Source organism: Dokdonia donghaensis DSW-1 (genome assembly GCF_001653755.1).
Lineage (GTDB): Bacteria > Bacteroidota > Bacteroidia > Flavobacteriales > Flavobacteriaceae > Dokdonia > Dokdonia donghaensis.
The window spans coordinates 2762190-2782957 of record NZ_CP015125.1; the positions used below are offsets into that span (position 1 = coordinate 2762190).

Sequence of the window (20768 nt, forward strand, 5' to 3'; positions counted from 1 at the left end):
CTATAAATATGTGTTAACGATGATCCACAAGCAAGTGGGTTTCGTACATTTATAAAACATTTAAAAGTTAAACAACATATGAAACGATTATTGATTGCTGGTATCACCAGCGCTTTACTCTTAACTTCTTGCGTTTCTAAAAAAGAATATGCTGCGCTAGAAGCAAGACAGCAAGAAACTCAAGACCTTTTAAACTCTGCTACGGTTAAGCTTAACGCTTGCCTTGAAGAAAAAGCTAGTGCAACCACTCGTGTAAAATCACTTGAAGAGCGTGTAGCCGAGATGAGAAAAGATAAGAACAATCTTATACAAAGTTCTAAAGACCTTACAGTTCTTACTAAACAAGGCGCTGTAAATCTTGAGAAATCACTAGAGAGCCTAAAAGAAAAGGATCTTAAGATTAATAGACTACAAGATGCACTTACTAAAAAAGATAGTGTAACCCTTGCTCTAGTAACTAGCCTTAAACGTGAGGTAGGTATTAATGATCAAGACATTGAGATTAATGTAGAGAAAGGAGTCGTATTTATATCGCTTTCTGACAAAGTTCTCTTTAAGAGCGGTAGCTACCAGATTACCTCTAGAGCAGAAGAGATTTTAGGTAAAGTGGCTACAGTTATAAATAGTAAACCAGATTTTGAAGCGCTAGTAGAAGGTCACACAGATAACGTACCGTATAATAGAGGGGTCCTTATAGACAACTGGGACTTAAGTGCAAAAAGAGCAACGGCTATTGTGCGTAAGCTTGTAGAGCTAGGTGCAAACCCTGCACAACTTATTGCAGCTGGACGAAGTGAGTTTGTACCACTTGTACCAAATGACACACCAGAAAATAAATCTACAAACAGAAGAACTAAGATTTATGTACTTCCTAAAATTGATCAATTTTATAATATGATCGAGGAGGAAATGAAAAATATGTCTGAAGAAGAAGGGAACTAATTCACCTTCATTTTAACAAGATTTCATCAAAGGCTACCGATTAACGGTAGCCTTTTTTCGTTTATATACACAGTTTTTACTCGATTAAAGACACTGTTAAATCCAAAATCATCGATTAAATACACAAATTATACGATTAAATGTTAAAATTTTGTGCTTTTCGTCGATAATCGAGAAAAAAGTGTTGTTTACCGATTAAACATACTTACATTTGAGTAACCCAATCATAAATAAGAGAACTATGAAATCAATTACACTAACTATCCTTTGCTTCTTTTTTACAGCTTTTGCAATTGCAGAAATTAGCCCAGCTCAAAAACAAGCCCTTGTAGATTTATACAACAGTACAAATGGTAATGAGTGGACAAACTCTTGGGATCTTAACGATTCTCCAGAAAACTGGAAAGGTGTAACTATCTTTAGAGATCAAGTTCTTGCACTTAGTTTAAGAGACAACAACTTAACAGGTACATTACCTGCCTCTTTAAGTAACTTAACTTCTCTTAAAGTACTTAATTTACACAACAACAAACTAGAAGGAACAATACCAGCAAGTCTTGCTACTATAAAAGGGTTAAAAACAATTAACCTATCTCTTAATAGATTAGAAGGAACAATACCTACAAATATTCTTGCAATGGGTTCGCTTGAGTATTTAGATCTTTTCTTTAACCGTCTTGAAGGTTCATTACCAGTAGATCTTTCTGGATTAAAAAAACTGAAAAGATTAAGTATTTACAGCAATGATTTAGAAGGTGAGTTACCTAGCTCAATCACTAGTCTAACTAACTTAAAAGAATTACAAATTAACAGTAACAAGTTTAGTGGTGAGTTACCAGAAGGAATAGCAATGTTGCCATCTTTAAAGAAACTAAGTGTTTTTGATAATGATTTTAGCGGTGAGTTTCCAAACAGCATCAACACATTAAGTTTAGATGAGTTAGTTTACCACGATAACAACTTCTCTACAGTAGCATCAGACGCCCTAGCTGGCGGAGAATAATTTATTAGCTTACGAGCTAGTAAGCCCCCCAAATCTTTTTATTAGATTTAGTTAAGAGCCTCTTCCTTTGAAGAGGTTTTTCTATTTATAGCTCTGGGCTTCCTTTTCCTTCCCTTATAAGAATAGGCTCATCACCTGTAAGATCAATTACGGTAGAAGGTATATTACCACCGTAACCCCCGTCTACTATTACGTCTACCCTATTTTGCCATTTCTCAAAGATGAGCTCTGGATCTGTGGTGTACTCTATCACCTCATCTTCATCATAAATAGACGTAGATACAATAGGATTTCCTAGTGCACGTACAATGGCTCTTGTAATCTCATTATCTGGTACACGTATACCCACTTCCTTCTTTTTCTTAAAAGAGCTAGGCAAGTTATTATTACCAGGTAATATAAAGGTATACGGTCCCGGCAGGGCACGTTTTAATATTTTAAAGGTCTTTGTATCTATCTGTCGTACATAATCTGAAAGGTTGCTTAAATCTTCACACACAAAAGAAAAGTTTGCCTTTGCAAGCTTTACGCCCTTTATCTGGGCCACCTTTTCTAGTGCTTTTGCGTTTGTGATATCACAGCCCAGTGCATATACAGTATCACTTGGGTAAATAATAAGACCACCAGCTTTTAAAATCTTTACAATTTGCTTGAGATCTTTAGGGTTTGGGTTTTCCTCGTAGAGTTTTATAAACTGTGACATAGCTTGACATTTAGATAGGTTAAAATTACAAAGAATAACAGCGCCATAAAGACGCTGTGTATAATTAGGAAGTATTATGCGTCTGCGCGTTCTACTTCACTTTCTAGCTTGAGTACATTTGTACCGTCTTCTTGCTCTATGTAGAGGGCTTTATTCCCTTCTTCGCCGTCGCGGGTGACCTCGTTTCCTTTTATGGTGCGGGTGACACTCTTTGTAAATGTAGACTGTACTTTACCCTCTGCTGTGCCGTTTCCCCAGCTCCATTTTACTTTTGTTCCTTCTTTAATCATCTTGTTTTTTATTTAAAGTTAGGGAGTTTGCTCCAAACTCTATAAAAAACTAACGCAACCTTAACATAAAAAGCACATCTACACGTTAGTACTTAAAACTATCTTAATGAGACTGCTACACACACTCCTACTTGCGGTATTACTATCATTCTTAACAATAAACTGTTCTGATAGTGAGGAGCTAGCACCAGAGGTTATCACAGATGATGTTGTTGCAACAGATGACGGTCCTACAGAAGAAGCAGATCTAGAAGCCTTAGTACTCACAGATGTATCGTATGGTGATGACCCATTACAGGTGTATGACATCTACCTCCCTGCTGGTCGTAAGGCAACTAAAACTAAAACCATTATCCTTATACACGGTGGTGGCTGGGTAGAAGGAGATAAGGAAGATGTTACTGCTTTTATAGACCTCGTGCAATCGCAACACCCAGACCACGCAGTGGTAAATATGAATTATGTACTGGCAGACCCTCCTAGTGTTCCTGCGTTTCCTAACCAGTTTCTAGATGTGCAGGCGGTGGTAGATCAACTAGATGACACCCACGAGGAGCTAAGCTTTCTTAACGAGTATGGCTTTATAGGTCTTAGTGCTGGGGCACATCTGGCTATGATGTATGATTATACCTATAATACACAAGACCAAATAAAATTTGTAGCAAACATAGTGGGACCAGCAGATTTTACAGATCCTTTTTATGCAGATGAGCCTGGTTTTGAGCAATATCTAGATGCACTTACAGATGAGAGCGCATACCCGGCAAATACAAACCTTGCCGAAGCATTAAGCCCTGCCATCGTAGCAAATGTAGATAGCAGCCCTACCCTACAGTTTTATGGTAATGAAGACCCGCTGGTACCCCTTACAAACGGGCAGCGATTAGATACCGCATTATCTAACAATAATGTACCTCACATCTTTACAATATATGATGGTGGTCACGGTAACTGGGACGAGGCTAGTTACCTAGACTTACGTACCAAGATAGGGCAATATATAGACCTTTACCTTGCGATAGAAGAATAAACAACTGTGTTGCGAGTAGGATGTAATGAGGCTGTTTACGCTTTCGCGAAAGCGTAACAAAAACCCTTATCACTCCTCACCTACTACTCTACAATCTTAAGTTTTGCAAAGCGCAGGAGCAGTTTTTTGAGTCCGCCGTTTTCAAAATTGATTTCGGCTTTTTGGTCTTGACCTTTGCCTTCTATACCGGCTACAATTCCTTTTCCAAAACGTATGTGCTCTACGACCGTACCTGGCTCTAGGCTACCTGCCAGTGATGGCGTAGCGCTATCTCCAGCGGCTGGACGTATCTTTCTAAGCTTGCGTAATTGGTCTTGTGTAGGTGTTCCCACCTTAGGTGGTGTGCCACTTACGGGCTTCTTGAGACGCAGTTTACTCTTATCTACATCGCCAAAGATATCTGCATCTATAAGTGGCTTATAGCGGTAACTCTCCATAGGTGTCTGGTAGTCCAGATACTTATCATCTATCTCTTCTATAAAGCGGCTAGGCTCTGCATCTACCAGTTTACCCCAGCGATAGCGAGACTCTGTGTAGGTGAGATATGCCTGCTTCTCTGCTCTAGTGAGTGCTACATAAAAGAGACGGCGCTCCTCCTCTAGCTCACTACGTGTGCTCATACTCATACCAGAAGGAAAGAGATCTTCTTCCATCCCCACGATGTATACAAACGGGAACTCTAGCCCCTTTGCAAGGTGTATAGTCATAAGTGCCACACGGTCATCATCACCCGTATCATTATCTAGCGTGGTAGCCAGCGCTACATCTTCTAGAAACTCTGCCAGCGAGCCAGTGGCATCTGCCAGCTCTTTTTGCTCTTCTACAAAGTCGCGCATACCGTTAAGGAGCTCCTCTATATTTTCTATACGAGCAATTCCCTCTGGCGTACCGTCTTTTTTGAGTTCTTGTAATAGACCTGTCTTTCTTGCAACCGTCTCTGCTACGGTAAAGGCATCACTCTCTTCATTAAGAATCTGGAAACTCTTAATCATCGTGACAAAGTTCTTAAGTTTGGTCTGTGTACCGCGATTTATATTCATCGAGGGACCTAGCTGTTCTATTTTGTCCATCACCTCAAAGATGGAACGACCATAATGCTTTGCCGCCACCGTAAGCTTGTCTAAGGTGGTACCACCTATACCACGCGCAGGGTAGTTTACCACACGCTTGAGTGCCTCCTCATCTTTTGGGTTAACCAGCACACGCAGGTAGCCCAGTACATCCTTTATCTCCTTGCGCTGGTAAAAGGAAAGTCCACCATAAATACGGTACGGGATGTCACGCTTGCGCAGGGCATCCTCCATTGCACGAGACTGTGCATTTGTTCTGTACAGTATCGCAAAGTCACCATTGTTAAGCTGGTGATTCATTCTATTTTCAAAAATGGAACTTGCCACATAGCGTCCCTCCTCACCATCTGTAGGCGAGCGGTGCACGATAATCTGGCCTCCATCTTCGTTTGCCGTCCATACGGTTTTATCAAGACGGGTTTTATTTTTTTCTATCACGCTGTTTGCCGCCTCCACAATATTTTTTGACGAGCGATAGTTTTGCTCTAGGCGGTACATTGCCACATTATCATAATCCTTCTGGAAGTTCAAAATGTTATTAATGTTTGCCCCTCTAAAGGCATATATACTCTGCGAGTCATCACCCACCACACAGATGTTTTGAAACTTATCTGAGAGTGCCTTTACAATAAGGTACTGGCTATGGTTTGTATCTTGATACTCATCTACCAGTATGTATTTAAAACGGTTTTGGTATTTATTAAGCACCTCTGGAAAGCGGTTGAGCAGCTCATTTGTGCGTAGCAGTAAATCGTCAAAATCCATTGCGCCGGCTTTAAAACAGCGATCTACATACTCTGCATAGATCTCACCCATACGCGGGCGTTTTGCCATAGCATCTGCCTCTACCAGCTCTGGATTATTTGCATAGGCACGCACCGTGATCAAGCTATTTTTAAAAGAAGAGATACGGTTTTGTACCTGCTTGTACTTATAGATATCCTTATCTAGCTGCATCTCCTTGATGATGGCACTTATAAGACGTTGTGAGTCTTGGGTATCATAAATAGTAAAGTTAGACGGGTAGCCTAGCTTATCTGCCTCGATACGCAAGATTTTGGCAAATATGGAGTGAAAGGTTCCCATCCATAGGTTTTTTGCCTCATTATTACCCACAATACCGGCAATACGTTTTTTCATCTCACGTGCCGCCTTATTAGTAAAGGTGAGCGATAAGATATTAAAGGCATCTACCCCTTGTGACATCAAGTATGCGATGCGCATTGTGAGCACACGTGTTTTACCAGAGCCCGCGCCCGCAATCACAATAAGGGCACCATCTTTATGTAGTGTAGGTGCTCGCTGGGCATCATTTAAGCCCTCAATATATACTTCTAATTTTGAATCCATAGCAGGGATCTAAATTACGGACTCCACCCGTGAATTAAAACCCAAAAAGAGACTTTTATAGCCATTTTTTTAACAATGGATATGGGTACGCTTTCGCGAAAGCGTAACACCCCACAACCCCACCTACCCCGAGAAAGATGGCCGCACCAATGGCTTGCCTGTACCCAAAAAAATGATGATCTTTAAACCTCACAATCATCACCTATGCATACTTTTACCTTTAACCATATAGCGCTCTCTGTGACAGATGTGGCGGCGGCTATTGCTTTTTACCAAAAAGTCTTTGGCTTTGCCGAGATAGAAAACACCGCCTCTGTCTCTCCCACCCGCTGGCTCGCGATGGGTAATGGCAAACAACTACACCTCATACCGCGCCCAGATGCCATCATAAAAACCAATAAAGCCGTACACTTTGCCCTAGCCACAGATGACCTAGGCAGTTTTATCACTCACCTCAAAACCCTCGCCATAGACTACTCAGACTGGCGCGGCACGCCTACTAAAGATTATGTGCGCGACGACGGCATACAGCAGGTGTACTTTCAAGACCCAGATGGCTACTGGGTGGAGGTAAATGATGATGTGTAGCCTCTCCGTTTTTTACTAGTACTTATTTTAAGAAAATATTAAGACCCGCTTTACGGAAATCCGTAACAGTGAGCGGGTTGTATGGGGTATATTAGCTTTATAGAAAGTGGATGAGTGATTTTCACTTTTTAAAATTGAAGACTTAATAATTAATAAGCTTTCTAATATATCTAAGCTAACATTTATTAAAAACACAGAATCACAAGATGAGTAAATTTGAAAATTTCATAAATAGTCTTACTCCTGAGCAAATCGAAGAAGGAAACAGAAAACAGGAGGCTGAAAACAAAGAAGTATATCTTGAATTTGCAGATGCATACTCTAAAGGATGTTGTTTCTTATGTGGAATGAAATTGGATTATTTTAATACTTCTGAAACTTGTTTTCATTGGTTTTTAAAACCTTCAGCTATCAAAAAAAAACATTTCAAAGATTACTTATCTGAAGATATCGGATTTTTTAAATTAGAAAGTTATTTTAGATGGTTAGCGCATATAGAAAAGCCATTTAGAAATATTAATGACTTAAAATGTGAGACAACAAAGTCAAAATTGCTTGAAACTACTATTAGGCATAAAAATATTGAGTGGACATTAACATATGGAAAGTCTGACCTTGAAGGTCACAAAGGCTCTCATAATGGAGATTTTCCGCATTTTCATCTTCAAATGTTAGTAGATGAATTACCATTTATTAGGTTTAATGACTTTCACATACCTTTTTCCAAAGAGGATTTATTGAATATTGAATTACTCAAAAGAGATGATGTTTTGTTCAGGAATTCTCAAGCACCAGGTATGACTGATTTATTAGAAGATTCTGAAATGTTAGAGATAATTGATAAGCATTGCACTGTTCCCGAAAATGAAGAAGATGCTTCTTTAAACTTTGGAACAATGATTCAAATGCCAGAAGGAAAAACAATGTCGGGAGAGGAAATTGCCAAAATACTTCAACAAAGTAAACGAACCAAAAAACCAATAAGACATTTAATGAAAGAACGCTTTCCTGATGCAAGTATTATGACAGAAGTTAAGCCTGCCGATGGTGTTCCTAAAAAGAAAAAAAGAAAAAAAAGATAACAACGAATGTTAATAATGTATATAACAAAGTACAAAAGACCTTACTATCAAGAAAGCTTAAGCATTTTTTCAAAGTCACCAAATTTTCAAATAATATGATAAAATTTTTAAACAAAACAACTAAACTTAAAGTCGATAAAAAAGCATTAATAGATGCTAATGATATCATTAACGGCCAAATGGATGGTGTTATTAAAGAGATAAAAAATAGGGTAAATAAACTTTCTAATAATCATAATGCTACGGTAACTCTATCTGGTAAAATAAACGATTTTGTATTATCTGTGGATACTGAAAGTGATGAGACAGCTACTCTAATTGAGCAGGTAGTAAATGATTACTTAAAATAGATTAAAGTACTTATTGAATTTATCTAAAACTACAATTTTCAAATAAACTCATTCATCAATTCAAAAATCAAAACAATGACTAAAAAATCTAAAAAACTTCAAAAATTTGAAGCAGACAGAGCAGATTATACAGATCGAGAGATTCAAATGGAAATGCTCTATACTAACTGGCTAATTATAAACGCAACAGAAAAAACAAGAGCCAATACCTCGACAATAGTTTGGGTTATTGCTATTGGTATTATTCTAAGTGTGATTTCGGCAGTTATGGCTGTGGTGTGGTAATCTTTTAGTAATCGAATTAATTACTCACTATAACACACTTTAGATAATAATTACAGCATAGAAAATAAGTTTATTATTAATAACCAATTAAAAAAAGTATAACTATGAAGATTATTACATTAATGTATTTAATTCTAATTCTTGCTATTGTTAGTTGTAACAAAACCACCAATAATAGTCAAAGTAAAAATGAGTTCTATTCCGTTAAAGTAGATACATCATATAGCTTAAGTGACAGAACAAAGATTGAAGAAATAAAGAGATATATTTATTTAAAACAATCCACAAAAGCAACAAAAAGTCTAAGTCTGTCAAAAATTATAAAAGGTAATTCAAAGGACTTTAAGTTTACAATTATAAAAATTGATGCAACAGATATTAAAGAAGTAGAATCTTCAATCCTGTCTTTTAAAAACGAAGAAGAACTTCAACAATTATTTCTTAAAGTTGACTCAGTCGAAGAAGGAAAGAGCCTTAAAGAAAGAAAAAAAACAAAGCACTACGAAATATCAAAATACAACAACACAATCGAGATTGAACAGTTTAATAGTGGTATTAATAAGAGCAATAAAATAACTCTAACTACCCTAGAATACGATGGTTTAAAAGCTGCTTTTGAAAAATATGCATTGGAAGAAAGTAAATAAAAGCGTTGTCTAAAGAGGTATTAACTTTTACAACCGAGAAAATGCATAAGTATAAAAGTTGGAAGGAGCTTATAAATAGGGTTTTAATAGACAGCGGAGATTTCCTTAATCCAAAAAATGTAATTAAAGGAGAGACAAGAATAGAGATATTTAAATCTACTAAGCAAAATTCTCTAACTGAAATTCGAGCTGCATATATGGAAAATGATTTTCTTATTTATTTACATATTTTTAATCCAAGAGTTCCAGGTTATAACAAATACGTCGAAAACGAATACTTTTATTATTACGATTTTGATGATAAAAATAGTTATGGAGATCCAGGCTTAAAATTTAATAAACAAAATACAGATGGAGTTCTATCGCTTTTAAAAACCGGTTTAAAAGGTAAAGAAGTACAATACCTTAAAGACAATAAAGTATTAAAATCTAGACTTTACATAAAAGGCGTAAATTCAAAGTTTAACTTTTCCTATACATATGATTTTTCAAAAAAAAGAGGTTTCTGGAACAGAATATTAGGTCAGAGAATCGAGAAAATGAGCGGAATAGAAGAGAGAGAGATAGATTTAGTAACTATATTTAGTGGGATAGAAATAAGCAGCTGAGTAAAAACATCCCTTCTACCCACAAACCAATAAAATGACCCACATAGCATTAACAGCTCAGAGCATCTCACTACGGCTTATAGACCTCTCAGACCTGGCAGCTATACACGTACTACATTCTTTTCCCGAGACAGATAAATACAACACGCTAGGCATCCCAAAAGATCTAGAGGAGACCAAGCATATCATCACCAGCTGGGTAGCAGCTCATAGTGCGACACCTATCACAACTTATACTTTTGCCATAGAGCGTGCTACAGATCAAGAGTTCGTTGGGCTCATCGGTTTAAAGTTATGGCCTCAAAAACATCGTAGAGGCGAGATATGGTATAAGATCCATCCAGACCACTGGCGTAAAGGCTATGCCACTCAGTCTGTAAACCTGGTCTTAGATTTTGGTTTTGAAACGCTCAAACTACACAGAATACAAGCGGGCTGTGCCGTAGCAAATACCGGCTCTATAAAAGTGCTAGAAAAAGTAGGAATGACACGAGAAGGCCGCGGTCGCAAGGTCTTACCCCTTAAAACCGGCTGGTCAGATAATTTTGAATACTCCATACTCGATACCGATGCGCGTGGGGAGTGAGGAGATGAGTTTGTATAAAAGCCTATAAAATTAAAATTAGCAACAAGATTCTTAATCAAAAACACCACAAGGAAACCCTATATTTTGCAATTTCTACAATGCTAGAAAGAGCATCATACTACGGTTTACGAGCACTAGTTATTCTTTATATGGTAGGAGAAATACTTAAAATGGAGCGTGCTGATGCATTTTCTATTTATGGAATTTTTACTGGTTCTATAGTTTTTTCTAAAATTATAGGTGCCGTTATAGGAGATATTATAATTGGAAATAAAAAAGCTATAATTGCTGGCGGTATTATTCAAGCGCTAGGAGCATTTTGTTTATGTATACCGAGCACAATAGGCTTATATCTAGGTCTTTTCCTTACTGTTTTAGGCAGTGGTTTATTTACTCCTAACATCATTTCGAATTTTGGCAAATCCTATCTAATGAAAACCAAATTACTAGATGCTGGGTTTACCATATTCTATCTAGCTTTAAATCTAGGTTCATTTTTAGGGATTCTAGCGATTGGTTATATCGGAGATATGTATAGTTATACTATTGGTTTTATAATCGCGGGGACTCTAATGTTACTTGCCTTAATTCCATTATATTATACTAAAGCAGTTAATTATCAAAAAATAGAGGTGATTAAATCCTCACCTTCAAAAAGGTTAATATCCATACTAAGTGCTTTACTGCTAGTGGGGTTATTCTGGGGTTTTTATGAATTATCTGGCAACCGAATTTACGACTTGCAGCTACAATTAATGGAGAAATCTACTTTAGCCATTCCAAAGCATATATGGCAATCTTTAAATGCCATTTTCATTTTACCGATAAGTATTATTGCTATTGTAATTTGGTCCTACTTCTTCAGTAATCAATCCTTTAAGCTAATGATTGGTTTTATTTCAGGAGCCATATCCTTTGGTATATTACTATTAGTGCCAGAGACAGCTACAGATAGTCATACGATGACTTACTTAATCTCTCTTGTATTTCTTGTAATTTCAGAAATACACATCGCACCAATTGTTTATTCCATTTTGACAAAATTTGCAAACCCAAAATATTTGGCAATCTTAGTGAGCTTGGTTTTTTTACCTACGCGATTAATCTCTCTAATTTTTGGACTATACAGAGACAGGCTGTATGATTATCCAATGTTAGGACTCAAAATAGGACTTATTGGAATGGCTATTATAGGAGTATTGCTGGGGATTTATCAATTGTTACGCAAAAAAGTAACTTGAAGCCCTAAACTCGATTAACATATCCATAAACCACTCTACTTTTACTAACTTTATAAAATGCACAAACCATCTATAGTACCACTTGCCATCTACGGCATCACAGCGCTTCTGGCACTTGTGATTTTGCTAGACTTTGCGTTGCCAGGCAAGATGTATACAGAAGAGGTCTCTCGTGTACAAAAAAAGAAACAGCGGTACTATAACGCTGGTGGCAACTCACACAACTCTTATGAGGTTGTTACGCCAAAACACCAATTTTCGGTAGCAGAGGATATTGCAAAGTCTGCAAAAGGTAAATCTATGAGCTATACCGTCTCTTTACTATTTCAAGAAGTCAATAGCTATAGCATACTCCCCTCGCAAGATCGCAGCATTTACTCGTTTAGGCTTGTCTCTGGGTTTGTGCTTCCGCTGCTGTTGTTGCTAGCCATTGGTATTAAATTTCGCTTTAAGAAGGACCTCAGCATCTTGCTTTTTGTGCTTCAGCTGCTTGTGGTGGGTAATTTTATATGGTTACTCTTCTGGTAAATGAGTTTTAAGGGTGTGAATCCTGCTTTCGCGAAAGCGTCATATCCCCAATTATACAGCTTGTAAACAGTGCTTAGCCTCGCCGCCCAAATACGATTTATAAAAAAAACACTATCTTACATATTAATATACAGACTTTTAGCGTTTGTATATGGAGGTAACATCCCTATGTACTACAATTTTTATCCAAACATCTAAGTTGTAGTTAGTAATACCGAGATCTATACCAAGGGTCAATCAAACAAATATGTCCATTTAAAATGTGCGCACTGCTACGGCAACTGCGACGGGCTATTAGTTTGTAATCTTTAAAAACCCTTATATATGAAAACTTCACAAATCAAAGTGTTAGCCATCTTGCTATTTCTCTTTCTGTATGCCTGTGCAGATGATGATGACAACACCACAACGACCACCACTACCCCAGCCGATGATGATCCCATAGCCCTTACAGATCAAACCGCCCAGCTCATTACAGAGTGGAGCGACCTCTGGGTGAACATAGACCAGTTTACTAATAATATGCGCCCTAACACCATTACACGCTCCCTAGCCTACATACACCTTACAGGCTACGAGACCGCCGTGCCTTTTATGGATGGCTATACCTCAAATAATGAGAGACTAGACGAGCTAGATGTAGATATTAATGAGCTTGAGGATAATGTAAATCTAGATCTTGCACTTAACCGAGCGTATGCGATTGCGTTTGATCATTTTATGTTTAGCATATCGCCAGAGGCACGTGGTGACGTCTTTAGATTTAGAAATAATAAAGAAGAAGAACTCGAGCAAGGTCTAAGTAATGAAGTAATAAGTAACTCCAGAAGATGGGGAAGGCACGTGGCACGCCGTGTGATTGCATATAGCGAGACCGATGAGGCGGGAGAAGAGCAAGTGAGAGATCAAACTCCGGCAGACTATGTAGCACCCGTAGGTGATGGCCTCTGGGCGGCTAGTGATGATGAGGATGCCTGGTTTCCATACTGGAGAGAGGTGCGCGCCTTTGTCATAGAACCAGAAGAAACGACTAGTACAGATTTTAGCTCCCTACTTTTATATAGTGAAGATACAGGTAGTGACTACTACACCAGTATGAATAATGTGTATGACGTTGCCACCGCCGCTGCAAATGGTGATGATGAAAACCTTTGGATAGCCGAGTTTTGGGCAGATGATGTAGAGGGTATTATGATAAGCCCACCTGGAAGACAGTTTTCTATCGCAAACCAACTTATAGAGCAATATGACCTTGATTTTGATCAAACTCTGGAGTTATTATTGCGTCTTAGTTTTGCTATAAATGACGCAGCCGTGTCTGCTTGGGATGATAAGTACACGTATAACACGCAGCGACCTAGCACCTACATTAATGAGTTTATAGATGAAGACTTCACGACTAATCTTGCGAGATTTGTAGTAGCGCCTAATCCGGCTTTTCCTAGTTATCCTTCTGGCCACGCAACATTTGCAGGAGCAGCTGGAGGGGTATTTATAGACTTTTTTGGCACAGATGCTATAGACTTTACAGACAACACCTACCTAGGTTTTGATTACATTATAGATTTTATAGGCACGCCACGTAGTTATACCTCGTTCAGCGAGATGGCTTCAGAAAATGCTTTTTCTAGAGTACCGCTGGGAGTACATATACAAGAGGACTCAACAGAGGGATTACGCCTGGGCTATGAAATCGCAGATGCTGTAAATGCACTAGATCTTTCTAATTAAAAAACAGCCACTGGCTTAGCAGTATATCTTACTACAACCACTGTAATGTACTATTGCAGTGGTTTTTTTACGCTTTCGCGAAAGCGGACACCTACACAATGCTAAAAAAATGCTAAACTCCCTTTAAAACAACCTCACCACTACACCGGCCATTACATTTGCGCCTTATTATCACAGCAAACAGCAACCTTATGACTTTAAAAACGACGCTAGGCATTCTTATTGCCCTTATATGCATATCGTGTAATAACACAACACAGCAAACCCCAACAACAACCGAAAATGCTGTAAAAGAAGAAACACCCACTTTTACAAATAAAGGCCACGAACTTGTATACACAATGATGCAAGAAGTAGGTGACTATGCTACGCTAGCTGCAAAAAATGATGTTGTTTATACTTATACGTATCAAACGCCAGACGGGCAAAAGGACGTCTCTACAGAGAAATACATTTTTGACGGTGAGTACTCTTACGGACTCTATAACACACACCAGCGCACACTTCCAGAACTAGAAGGCAACATAGAGCAAGGATATGATGGTAAAGAATACTGGCTCAAAAATGAAGGAACCATTATTACAGATGAGGCTGCGCTTAAGCGTGTAGCCTTTAATAGACCTACTAACTACTACTGGTTTACAATGATGCAAAAACTAGGAGATCCTGGTCTTGTATATAAATATGTAAAGCAACAAACGGTAAATGATATTAACTATGATGTGGTAAAAGTAAGTTTTGAAAGCACTGGAGATAAACCTCAAGATATCTACCAAGTGTACATCAACCCTGAGACAAAACGTGTAGATCAATTTTTATTTACAGTGGTAGACTTTGGCGTGACAGATCCTTACCTTATGGAAGTAAGCTATGACGAAGTAGATGGTTTACAAATCCCTACAAAACGTCGTTATAAAAAATCAGATTGGGACGCTACAGTTACAGATGCACCGTGGATCACAGTAGACTGGACAGATATCACCTTTGATAATGGTCTAGAAAAGAGCTTATTTGTAAAATAATAAATAGGTAGTCAAGTAAGATTTGGCACTTTTTTGATAGTTACAAGAGCGCATTGTTTAAAGTTTGGCTTACATTTAATGTAAATCTCTTTAAATGATGCGCTTTTCTATTTACCTACTCATAACCTCACTAGCCGTACTAAGCTATAGCTGTACCTCTCAAAATAAACAAAGAGATATACGAGATGAAACACCATCTCAAAAAACTAGCCGTATCTCCACACAAACTTCTGCACAAGATTATAACTTTAATTTGAGTCCGCCGCCGTTAAGCCAATTTATACGAAGGATCTTTCAAGATTCTCAAGGTAGCTTATGGATGGGAACTAATGGTGATGGCGTGATACGATATAATGGAACGAGCGTAGACTACTTTTCTATAGACGACGGTTTTAATGGCGAGGCAGTGCGTGCGATTCTGGAGGATAAAGATGGTACACTTTGGTTTGGAACCAATCGAGGTCTTGTAAGCTATGATCTGAATGCGACGACATCTCGCAGTAAACCCACTTTTAAAAACTACGCAGAAGCGCAGGGACTCAAAGAAAGCAATGTATGGAGTATGTTGCTAGACGCCAAAGGAACGTTGTGGATAGGGGCTTTAAATGGCGTTAATAGCTTTGATGGGACTGCTTTTAAACCGTTCGCTCTTCCAGAAACGGTAGTAGATAATTCTAGAGGTGTTTCAAGTACTAAAATTGTGCATAGTATTATGGAAGATAACAAAGGGCGCTTATGGTTTGCTTCAAACGCTGGTGCCTTTATCTGGGATGGTAATACGCTAGATACCTTAAGCACCAAAGATGGTCTCGCAGGTAATAATGTAAATGATATGCTACAAGATCGCACAGGAAATATCTGGTTTGCAACACACCATAAAGGCGTTAGCCGTTATGATGGGGTTAAGTTCACAAACTTTACTACAGATAGCGTGATTACAGGAGAAGAAGTGTGGAGCCTCTTTCAAGACTCCAAAGGGAACATCTGGTTTCCTGCTGAAAATGCTGGGGTATACAAATACGATGGTAATAGCTTTACAAATTATAATGAGGACGATGGCTTACAAAGCAATGCAATCCAGACTATTTATGAGGATGCTACTGGCACCATCTGGTTAGGTGGATATCAGGGGCTTTCTAGATTAAAAGGTGATAAGATCATACCCGTCACAGAAAGTGGACCTTGGAAGGATTAAACAACTAATAGATTACTCAAAAACAAAAAAGGCGACCATACGGTCGCCTTTTTAAATAATGATCATCTCGTAGTATTACATATTACGTCTGTACTGCCCTCCTACTTCAAAGAGTGCACTTGTGATTTGTCCTAGTGAGCAAACCTTAGTTGCTTCCATAAGTTCTTCAAAAATGTTGCGGTTATTAATCGCTGCATCTTGAATTTTTGCAAGTTCTGCTTCTATCTTATCTGCTTTTTCCTTATGGAGGTTTTCTAGCATTTCGATTTGATATTGCTTCTCCTCTTCGGTAGCTCTAATTACTTCGGCTGGGCGTACTGTTGGACTTCCTTTTGAACTCAAGAAGGTGTTTACTCCGATTATTGGGAATTCACCGTTATGCTTAAGCGTTTCATAATACAAGCTTTCTTCTTGTATTTTAGAACGCTGGTACATCGTCTCCATCGCTCCTAGTACACCACCACGCTCTGTGATTCTATCAAATTCTAGTAAGACTGCCTCTTCTACGAGCTCTGTAAGCTCTTCTATAATAAATGATCCCTGTATTGGGTTTTCGTTTTTAGTAAGTCCTAGCTCTTTATTGATAATAAGCTGTATTGCCATCGCACGACGTACACTCTCTTCTGTAGGCGTTGTGATTGCCTCATCATAAGCATTTGTATGTAGCGAGTTACAGTTATCATAAATCGCATATAATGCTTGTAATGTAGTACGTATGTCGTTAAAGTCAATCTCTTGTGCGTGTAGGCTACGCCCAGATGTCTGGATGTGATACTTAAGCATTTGTGCACGTGAGTTTGCTTTATATTTCTCCTTCATTGCCTTTGCCCAAATCTTACGAGCAACACGACCTATGACCGCATATTCTGGATCGATTCCGTTTGAGAAAAAGAACGATAAGTTAGGACCAAATTTATTGATATCCATCCCACGGCTTAGGTAGTACTCTACATACGTAAATCCGTTAGATAATGTAAGTGCTAGTTGTGTGATAGGATTTGCTCCTGCCTCTGCAATGTGATATCCAGAGATAGACACACTATAGAAGTTACGCACTTTTTGCTCGATAAAATACTCTTGTACATCACCCATTAAGCGCAGTGCAAACTCTGTAGAGAAGATACACGTATTTTGCGCTTGATCTTCTTTAAGAATATCTGCTTGTACCGTACCACGCACTTGTGTAAGCGTCTCTACTTTTATGCGGTTATACACATCTGCTGGGAGTACTTGGTCACCTGTTACGCCTAGTAACATTAACCCTAGACCATCATTTCCTTCTGGAAGATCGCCTTGGTAGGCTGGACGTGTTTTTCCTTCGTAGGTAGCTGCAATTTTTGCTTCTACCTCTGCTTCTAGTCCATTTTCTTTAATGTACTTCTCACAGTTTTGATCTATAGCGGCATTCATAAAGAAACCAAGCAACATAGGCGCAGGTCCGTTTATGGTCATACTTACAGAGGTCATAGCGTGACTTAAGTCAAAACCAGAGTACAATTTCTTTGCGTCATCAAGACAGCAAATACTCACTCCCGCGTTACCTATCTTACCATAAATATCTGGACGGTGACCTGGATCGTTACCATATAGAGTTACCGAGTCAAAAGCGGTACTTAATCGCTTAGCCGGCATTCCTAAACTCACGTAGTGAAAACGCTTGTTTGTGCGCTCTGGTCCTCCTTCTCCTGCAAACATACGTGTAGGATCTTCTCCCGTACGTTTAAAAGGATAGAGTCCCGCAGTGTATGGGAATTCTCCCGGTACATTTTCTTGTAAACACCAGATTAAGATATCTCCCCAAGCTTGATACTTTGGCAAGGCTACCTTAGGTATTTCTGTATGTGATAATGACGCACTGTGCGTAGGGATTTTAATCTCCTTGTCTCTTACCTTAAAGGTATACACAGGTGCTTTGTATCTATTTACTTTCTCGTCCCAACCGGTAATAATCTCCCAGTTATACGGATCGAGATCCATTTTTTTACGGTCAAACTGTGCGAGTAGCAACTTGACAAGATCTTTATCTTCATCGGTAGTTTCGGCGGCGAAGTCTGTGATTTGTAAACCTGCTTTGTCAAGTGCTGGAGTAACTCCTGCTATGGTCTCGATGGTTTTAAATATTCCGTAGAGACGTTGTGCTGTTTCTTGTTGCGCTTTCGCGAAAGCGTCATACCCTCTATTACTCTCTGCAATCTCGCTCAGGTAACGTGTACGCGCTGGAGGTATTACAAAGATCTTCTCACTCATCTCCTGGCTTATCTCAAAAGTACTCGTAAGATCTGCCTCGTTTACCGTGTTTACCTTCTCCATTATACGCTTGTAAAGCGTGTTCATCCCTGGGTCGTTAAACTGGCTTGCAATGGTTCCAAAAACTGGCAACTCATCTTGCGGTGTATCCCACAAGTTATTGTTGCGCATATATTGTTTCTTAACATCACGTAGCGCATCTAGCGATCCACGCTTGTCAAATTTGTTGATAGCAACGAGATCTGCAAAGTCTAGCATATCTATTTTCTCGAGCTGCGTAGCTGCACCAAATTCTGGTGTCATCACATAAAGCGACACATCGCTATGCTCTAGTATCTCTGTATCTGACTGCCCAATACCTGATGTCTCAAGGATGATTAAATCATACTCGGCCGCTTTAAGTACTTCTATGGCTTCGCCTACATACTTAGATAGTGCGAGGTTACTCTGTCTGGTAGCCAGCGAGCGCATATACACACGCTCGTTATTAATCGCATTCATACGGATACGGTCACCCAGTAAGGCTCCACCCGTTTTACGCTTAGAAGGATCTACAGAAATAAGACCTATGGTCTTCTCTGGAAAATCGATAAGAAATCTACGCACCAGCTCATCTACTAGTGAAGATTTACCTGCTCCTCCAGTACCTGTAATACCAAGTACGGGTGTGAGTGAAGTTTCATTCTTTTTATGAATTGCATCAAGCATATCTTTTGCAACCTCTGGAAAATTTTCGGCAGCAGAGATTACTCTGGCTATAGCCGTAGGTACTTTATCACTAAGTTGAGCAGCTTGATTATCTAGCTTATCTCCTATAGCATAATCAGACTGCTGTACAAGGTCATTAATCATTCCTTGTAATCCCATCGCACGGCCATCATCTGGAGAGTAGATACGAGTAATCCCGTAATCCATAAGCTCCTTAATTTCTTCTGGAAGTATCACACCACCTCCTCCACCGAAGATTTTAATATGTCCCGCACCTTTCTCTTTGAGGAGGTCGTACATATATTTAAAATACTCATTGTGCCCTCCTTGATAAGAGGTCATTGCAATAGCATTTGCATCTTCTTGTATGGCTGTGTTTACTACCTCTTCTACACTGCGGTCGTGACCTAAGTGTATAACCTCTACACCGGTACTTTGTATAATACGGCGCATAATATTTATCGCGGCATCGTGTCCGTCAAAAAGGGAAGCAGCAGTTACTATTCTAACTTTATGCTTAGGAGTATAAGGAGTGGCTTGTTCCATCTGTAATTTTAAGTATGTATAACGATGTAAATTTACGTAATATTCAATAATAAAGCGAGTTGAATATGAATTACACAAAAAAGAAAGTTTATATATGATTTGCGTTATAATATATGCAATTTAGAGGTAAGAAAATCAAGCTTATGGCACATCTTACCATACTTATACACTGTAAAGACCAAAAGGGAATTATCGCCTCGGTGACCAATTTCATTTTGGAAAACGAAGGAAACACCACTTATATTGACCAGCACGTAGATGCGGTGGCAAATGTATTTTTTATGCGCCTTGAGTGTGTATTTGAACAAGCAGATTTTAACACTGCAAAGTTTAAAACAGCTTTTAAAGAAAAACTGGCAACTCCCTTTGAAATGCAATGGCAACTATATCCTGCTACGCAAAAACTCAAAATGGCCATTTTTGTGTCAAAATATGATCATTGCCTTTATGATATACTAGGCCGCTACAATGCTGGCGAACTTAACGTAGACATCCCTTTTATTATAAGTAACCATAATGATCTCGCACATATTGCGGCAAACTTTGACATCCCTTTTTATCACATACCAGTGACAAAAGACACCAAAGCTGCAGCAGAGCAAGAACAGCTTAAGTTACTCAAAGCGCATCAAGTAGACTTTATTGTACTAGCTCGTTATATGCAAATCGTCACGCCTACGGTAATAAATGAATTTCCGTATCGCATTATAAACATACACCACTCTTTCTTACCTGCCTTTGTAGGTGCAAAACCTTATCACGCGGCCTTTGCTCGCGGTGTAAAAATTATAGGCACCACCAGTCACTACGTCACCGAAGAGCTAGACGCAGGTCCCATCATCGAGCAAGACACCATACGTGTAACCCACAGCCACACCATTCCAGACCTCATTGCAAAAGGTAGAGACCTAGAAAAAATCGTACTCTCAAGAGCGATAAAACTACACGCCCAGCATAAATGCTTTGTGTATAGCAATAAGACCATAATTTTTACTTAAAAGAAATGAATAAGCAGG

The 20768-nt window shown here is 38.8% G+C and carries 20 protein-coding genes; 16 read left to right on the forward strand and 4 right to left on the reverse strand.

Annotated features, from left to right (window positions below):
- The first annotated feature begins 78 nt into the window (after window positions 1-78).
- Window positions 79-942: an OmpA/MotB family protein gene (locus tag I597_RS12140; RefSeq protein ID WP_021778717.1), complete on the forward strand. Its 864-nt coding sequence runs from the start codon at window positions 79-81 to the stop codon at window positions 940-942.
- 241 nt (window positions 943-1183) lie between these two features.
- Complete coding sequence (locus I597_RS12145; protein ID WP_052111637.1) at window positions 1184-1945, forward strand: leucine-rich repeat domain-containing protein; 762 nt, start codon at window positions 1184-1186, stop codon at window positions 1943-1945.
- An 85-nt stretch (window positions 1946-2030) separates the two neighbouring features.
- Here I597_RS12145 and I597_RS12150 read toward each other — a convergent pair whose 3' ends face one another.
- Window positions 2031-2648, reverse strand: a complete 618-nt coding sequence (locus tag I597_RS12150) for an L-threonylcarbamoyladenylate synthase (RefSeq protein ID WP_021778715.1) — start codon at window positions 2646-2648, stop codon at window positions 2031-2033.
- Window positions 2649-2722: 74 nt separating this feature from the next.
- Complete coding sequence (locus tag I597_RS12155) at window positions 2723-2938, reverse strand: hypervirulence associated TUDOR domain-containing protein (RefSeq protein WP_021778714.1); 216 nt, start codon at window positions 2936-2938, stop codon at window positions 2723-2725.
- 106 nt (window positions 2939-3044) lie between these two features.
- On the opposite strand from I597_RS12155, the gene I597_RS12160 reads away from it, so the two are divergent.
- Entirely contained in the window at window positions 3045-3968 is a 924-nt protein-coding gene (locus I597_RS12160) for an alpha/beta hydrolase (protein ID WP_035324531.1), read from the forward strand.
- Between the two features lie 83 nt (window positions 3969-4051).
- On the opposite strand, the gene I597_RS12165 is transcribed toward I597_RS12160, so the two are convergent.
- Complete coding sequence (locus tag I597_RS12165; RefSeq protein ID WP_035324530.1) at window positions 4052-6388, reverse strand: ATP-dependent helicase; 2337 nt, start codon at window positions 6386-6388, stop codon at window positions 4052-4054.
- 204 nt (window positions 6389-6592) lie between these two features.
- On the opposite strand from I597_RS12165, the gene I597_RS12170 reads away from it, so the two are divergent.
- From I597_RS12170 to I597_RS12225, 12 genes are all read left to right on the forward strand, one after another.
- Window positions 6593-6976 (forward strand): VOC family protein, encoded by a 384-nt coding sequence (locus tag I597_RS12170; RefSeq protein ID WP_035324529.1) that lies wholly within the window; start codon window positions 6593-6595, stop codon window positions 6974-6976.
- 206 nt (window positions 6977-7182) lie between these two features.
- Window positions 7183-8058 (forward strand): hypothetical protein, encoded by an 876-nt coding sequence (locus I597_RS12175; RefSeq protein ID WP_035324528.1) that lies wholly within the window; start codon window positions 7183-7185, stop codon window positions 8056-8058.
- 95 nt (window positions 8059-8153) lie between these two features.
- Window positions 8154-8408, forward strand: a complete 255-nt coding sequence (locus tag I597_RS12180) for a hypothetical protein (protein WP_035324527.1) — start codon at window positions 8154-8156, stop codon at window positions 8406-8408.
- A gap of 75 nt (window positions 8409-8483) precedes the next feature.
- Window positions 8484-8693 (forward strand): hypothetical protein, encoded by a 210-nt coding sequence (locus I597_RS12185; protein ID WP_035324526.1) that lies wholly within the window; start codon window positions 8484-8486, stop codon window positions 8691-8693.
- A 104-nt stretch (window positions 8694-8797) separates the two neighbouring features.
- Window positions 8798-9340, forward strand: a complete 543-nt coding sequence (locus I597_RS12190; RefSeq protein WP_035324525.1) for a hypothetical protein — start codon at window positions 8798-8800, stop codon at window positions 9338-9340.
- Window positions 9341-9345: 5 nt separating this feature from the next.
- Window positions 9346-9948, forward strand: coding sequence for a hypothetical protein (locus I597_RS12195; protein ID WP_035324524.1), 603 nt, complete (start codon window positions 9346-9348; stop codon window positions 9946-9948).
- Window positions 9949-9982: 34 nt separating this feature from the next.
- Window positions 9983-10534 (forward strand): GNAT family N-acetyltransferase, encoded by a 552-nt coding sequence (locus tag I597_RS12200; protein WP_035324523.1) that lies wholly within the window; start codon window positions 9983-9985, stop codon window positions 10532-10534.
- 98 nt (window positions 10535-10632) lie between these two features.
- Window positions 10633-11775, forward strand: coding sequence for a POT-type proton-dependent oligopeptide transporter (locus I597_RS12205; RefSeq protein WP_035324522.1), 1143 nt, complete (start codon window positions 10633-10635; stop codon window positions 11773-11775).
- Window positions 11776-11832: 57 nt separating this feature from the next.
- On the forward strand, window positions 11833-12303 hold the full coding sequence (locus tag I597_RS12210) for a hypothetical protein (RefSeq protein WP_052111635.1): 471 nt from the start codon (window positions 11833-11835) through the stop codon (window positions 12301-12303).
- A 324-nt stretch (window positions 12304-12627) separates the two neighbouring features.
- Window positions 12628-14034: a vanadium-dependent haloperoxidase gene (locus tag I597_RS12215; protein ID WP_035324521.1), complete on the forward strand. Its 1407-nt coding sequence runs from the start codon at window positions 12628-12630 to the stop codon at window positions 14032-14034.
- 191 nt (window positions 14035-14225) lie between these two features.
- Complete coding sequence (locus I597_RS12220) at window positions 14226-15056, forward strand: DUF6503 family protein (RefSeq protein WP_035328497.1); 831 nt, start codon at window positions 14226-14228, stop codon at window positions 15054-15056.
- Window positions 15057-15150: 94 nt separating this feature from the next.
- Window positions 15151-16251 carry a ligand-binding sensor domain-containing protein gene (locus tag I597_RS12225; RefSeq protein WP_035324520.1) on the forward strand — a complete coding sequence of 367 codons (1101 nt, stop codon included), beginning with the start codon at window positions 15151-15153 and terminating at the stop codon, window positions 16249-16251.
- Window positions 16252-16326: 75 nt separating this feature from the next.
- On the opposite strand, the gene I597_RS12230 is transcribed toward I597_RS12225, so the two are convergent.
- Window positions 16327-19752, reverse strand: coding sequence for a methylmalonyl-CoA mutase family protein (locus I597_RS12230; RefSeq protein WP_035324519.1), 3426 nt, complete (start codon window positions 19750-19752; stop codon window positions 16327-16329).
- A gap of 143 nt (window positions 19753-19895) precedes the next feature.
- On the opposite strand from I597_RS12230, the gene purU reads away from it, so the two are divergent.
- Window positions 19896-20750, forward strand: a complete 855-nt coding sequence (gene purU, locus I597_RS12235) for a formyltetrahydrofolate deformylase (RefSeq protein ID WP_035328495.1) — start codon at window positions 19896-19898, stop codon at window positions 20748-20750.
- Window positions 20751-20768 lie beyond the last annotated feature (18 nt).

What these genes read in the sequence shown, in the direction of transcription:
- I597_RS12140 (WP_021778717.1), top strand. Translation starts at nt 79, where the DNA reads ATGAAACGATTATTGATTGCTGGTATCACCAGCGCTTTACTCTTAACT.
- I597_RS12145 (WP_052111637.1), top strand. Translation starts at nt 1,184, where the DNA reads ATGAAATCAATTACACTAACTATCCTTTGCTTCTTTTTTACAGCTTTT.
- I597_RS12150 (WP_021778715.1), bottom strand. Translation starts at nt 2,648, where the DNA reads ATGTCACAGTTTATAAAACTCTACGAGGAAAACCCAAACCCTAAAGAT.
- I597_RS12155 (WP_021778714.1), bottom strand. Translation starts at nt 2,938, where the DNA reads ATGATTAAAGAAGGAACAAAAGTAAAATGGAGCTGGGGAAACGGCACA.
- I597_RS12160 (WP_035324531.1), top strand. Translation starts at nt 3,045, where the DNA reads ATGAGACTGCTACACACACTCCTACTTGCGGTATTACTATCATTCTTA.
- I597_RS12165 (WP_035324530.1), bottom strand. Translation starts at nt 6,388, where the DNA reads ATGGATTCAAAATTAGAAGTATATATTGAGGGCTTAAATGATGCCCAG.
- I597_RS12170 (WP_035324529.1), top strand. Translation starts at nt 6,593, where the DNA reads ATGCATACTTTTACCTTTAACCATATAGCGCTCTCTGTGACAGATGTG.
- I597_RS12175 (WP_035324528.1), top strand. Translation starts at nt 7,183, where the DNA reads ATGAGTAAATTTGAAAATTTCATAAATAGTCTTACTCCTGAGCAAATC.
- I597_RS12180 (WP_035324527.1), top strand. Translation starts at nt 8,154, where the DNA reads ATGATAAAATTTTTAAACAAAACAACTAAACTTAAAGTCGATAAAAAA.
- I597_RS12185 (WP_035324526.1), top strand. Translation starts at nt 8,484, where the DNA reads ATGACTAAAAAATCTAAAAAACTTCAAAAATTTGAAGCAGACAGAGCA.
- I597_RS12190 (WP_035324525.1), top strand. Translation starts at nt 8,798, where the DNA reads ATGAAGATTATTACATTAATGTATTTAATTCTAATTCTTGCTATTGTT.
- I597_RS12200 (WP_035324523.1), top strand. Translation starts at nt 9,983, where the DNA reads ATGACCCACATAGCATTAACAGCTCAGAGCATCTCACTACGGCTTATA.
- I597_RS12205 (WP_035324522.1), top strand. Translation starts at nt 10,633, where the DNA reads ATGCTAGAAAGAGCATCATACTACGGTTTACGAGCACTAGTTATTCTT.
- I597_RS12210 (WP_052111635.1), top strand. Translation starts at nt 11,833, where the DNA reads ATGCACAAACCATCTATAGTACCACTTGCCATCTACGGCATCACAGCG.
- I597_RS12215 (WP_035324521.1), top strand. Translation starts at nt 12,628, where the DNA reads ATGAAAACTTCACAAATCAAAGTGTTAGCCATCTTGCTATTTCTCTTT.
- I597_RS12220 (WP_035328497.1), top strand. Translation starts at nt 14,226, where the DNA reads ATGACTTTAAAAACGACGCTAGGCATTCTTATTGCCCTTATATGCATA.
- I597_RS12225 (WP_035324520.1), top strand. Translation starts at nt 15,151, where the DNA reads ATGATGCGCTTTTCTATTTACCTACTCATAACCTCACTAGCCGTACTA.
- I597_RS12230 (WP_035324519.1), bottom strand. Translation starts at nt 19,752, where the DNA reads ATGGAACAAGCCACTCCTTATACTCCTAAGCATAAAGTTAGAATAGTA.
- purU (WP_035328495.1), top strand. Translation starts at nt 19,896, where the DNA reads ATGGCACATCTTACCATACTTATACACTGTAAAGACCAAAAGGGAATT.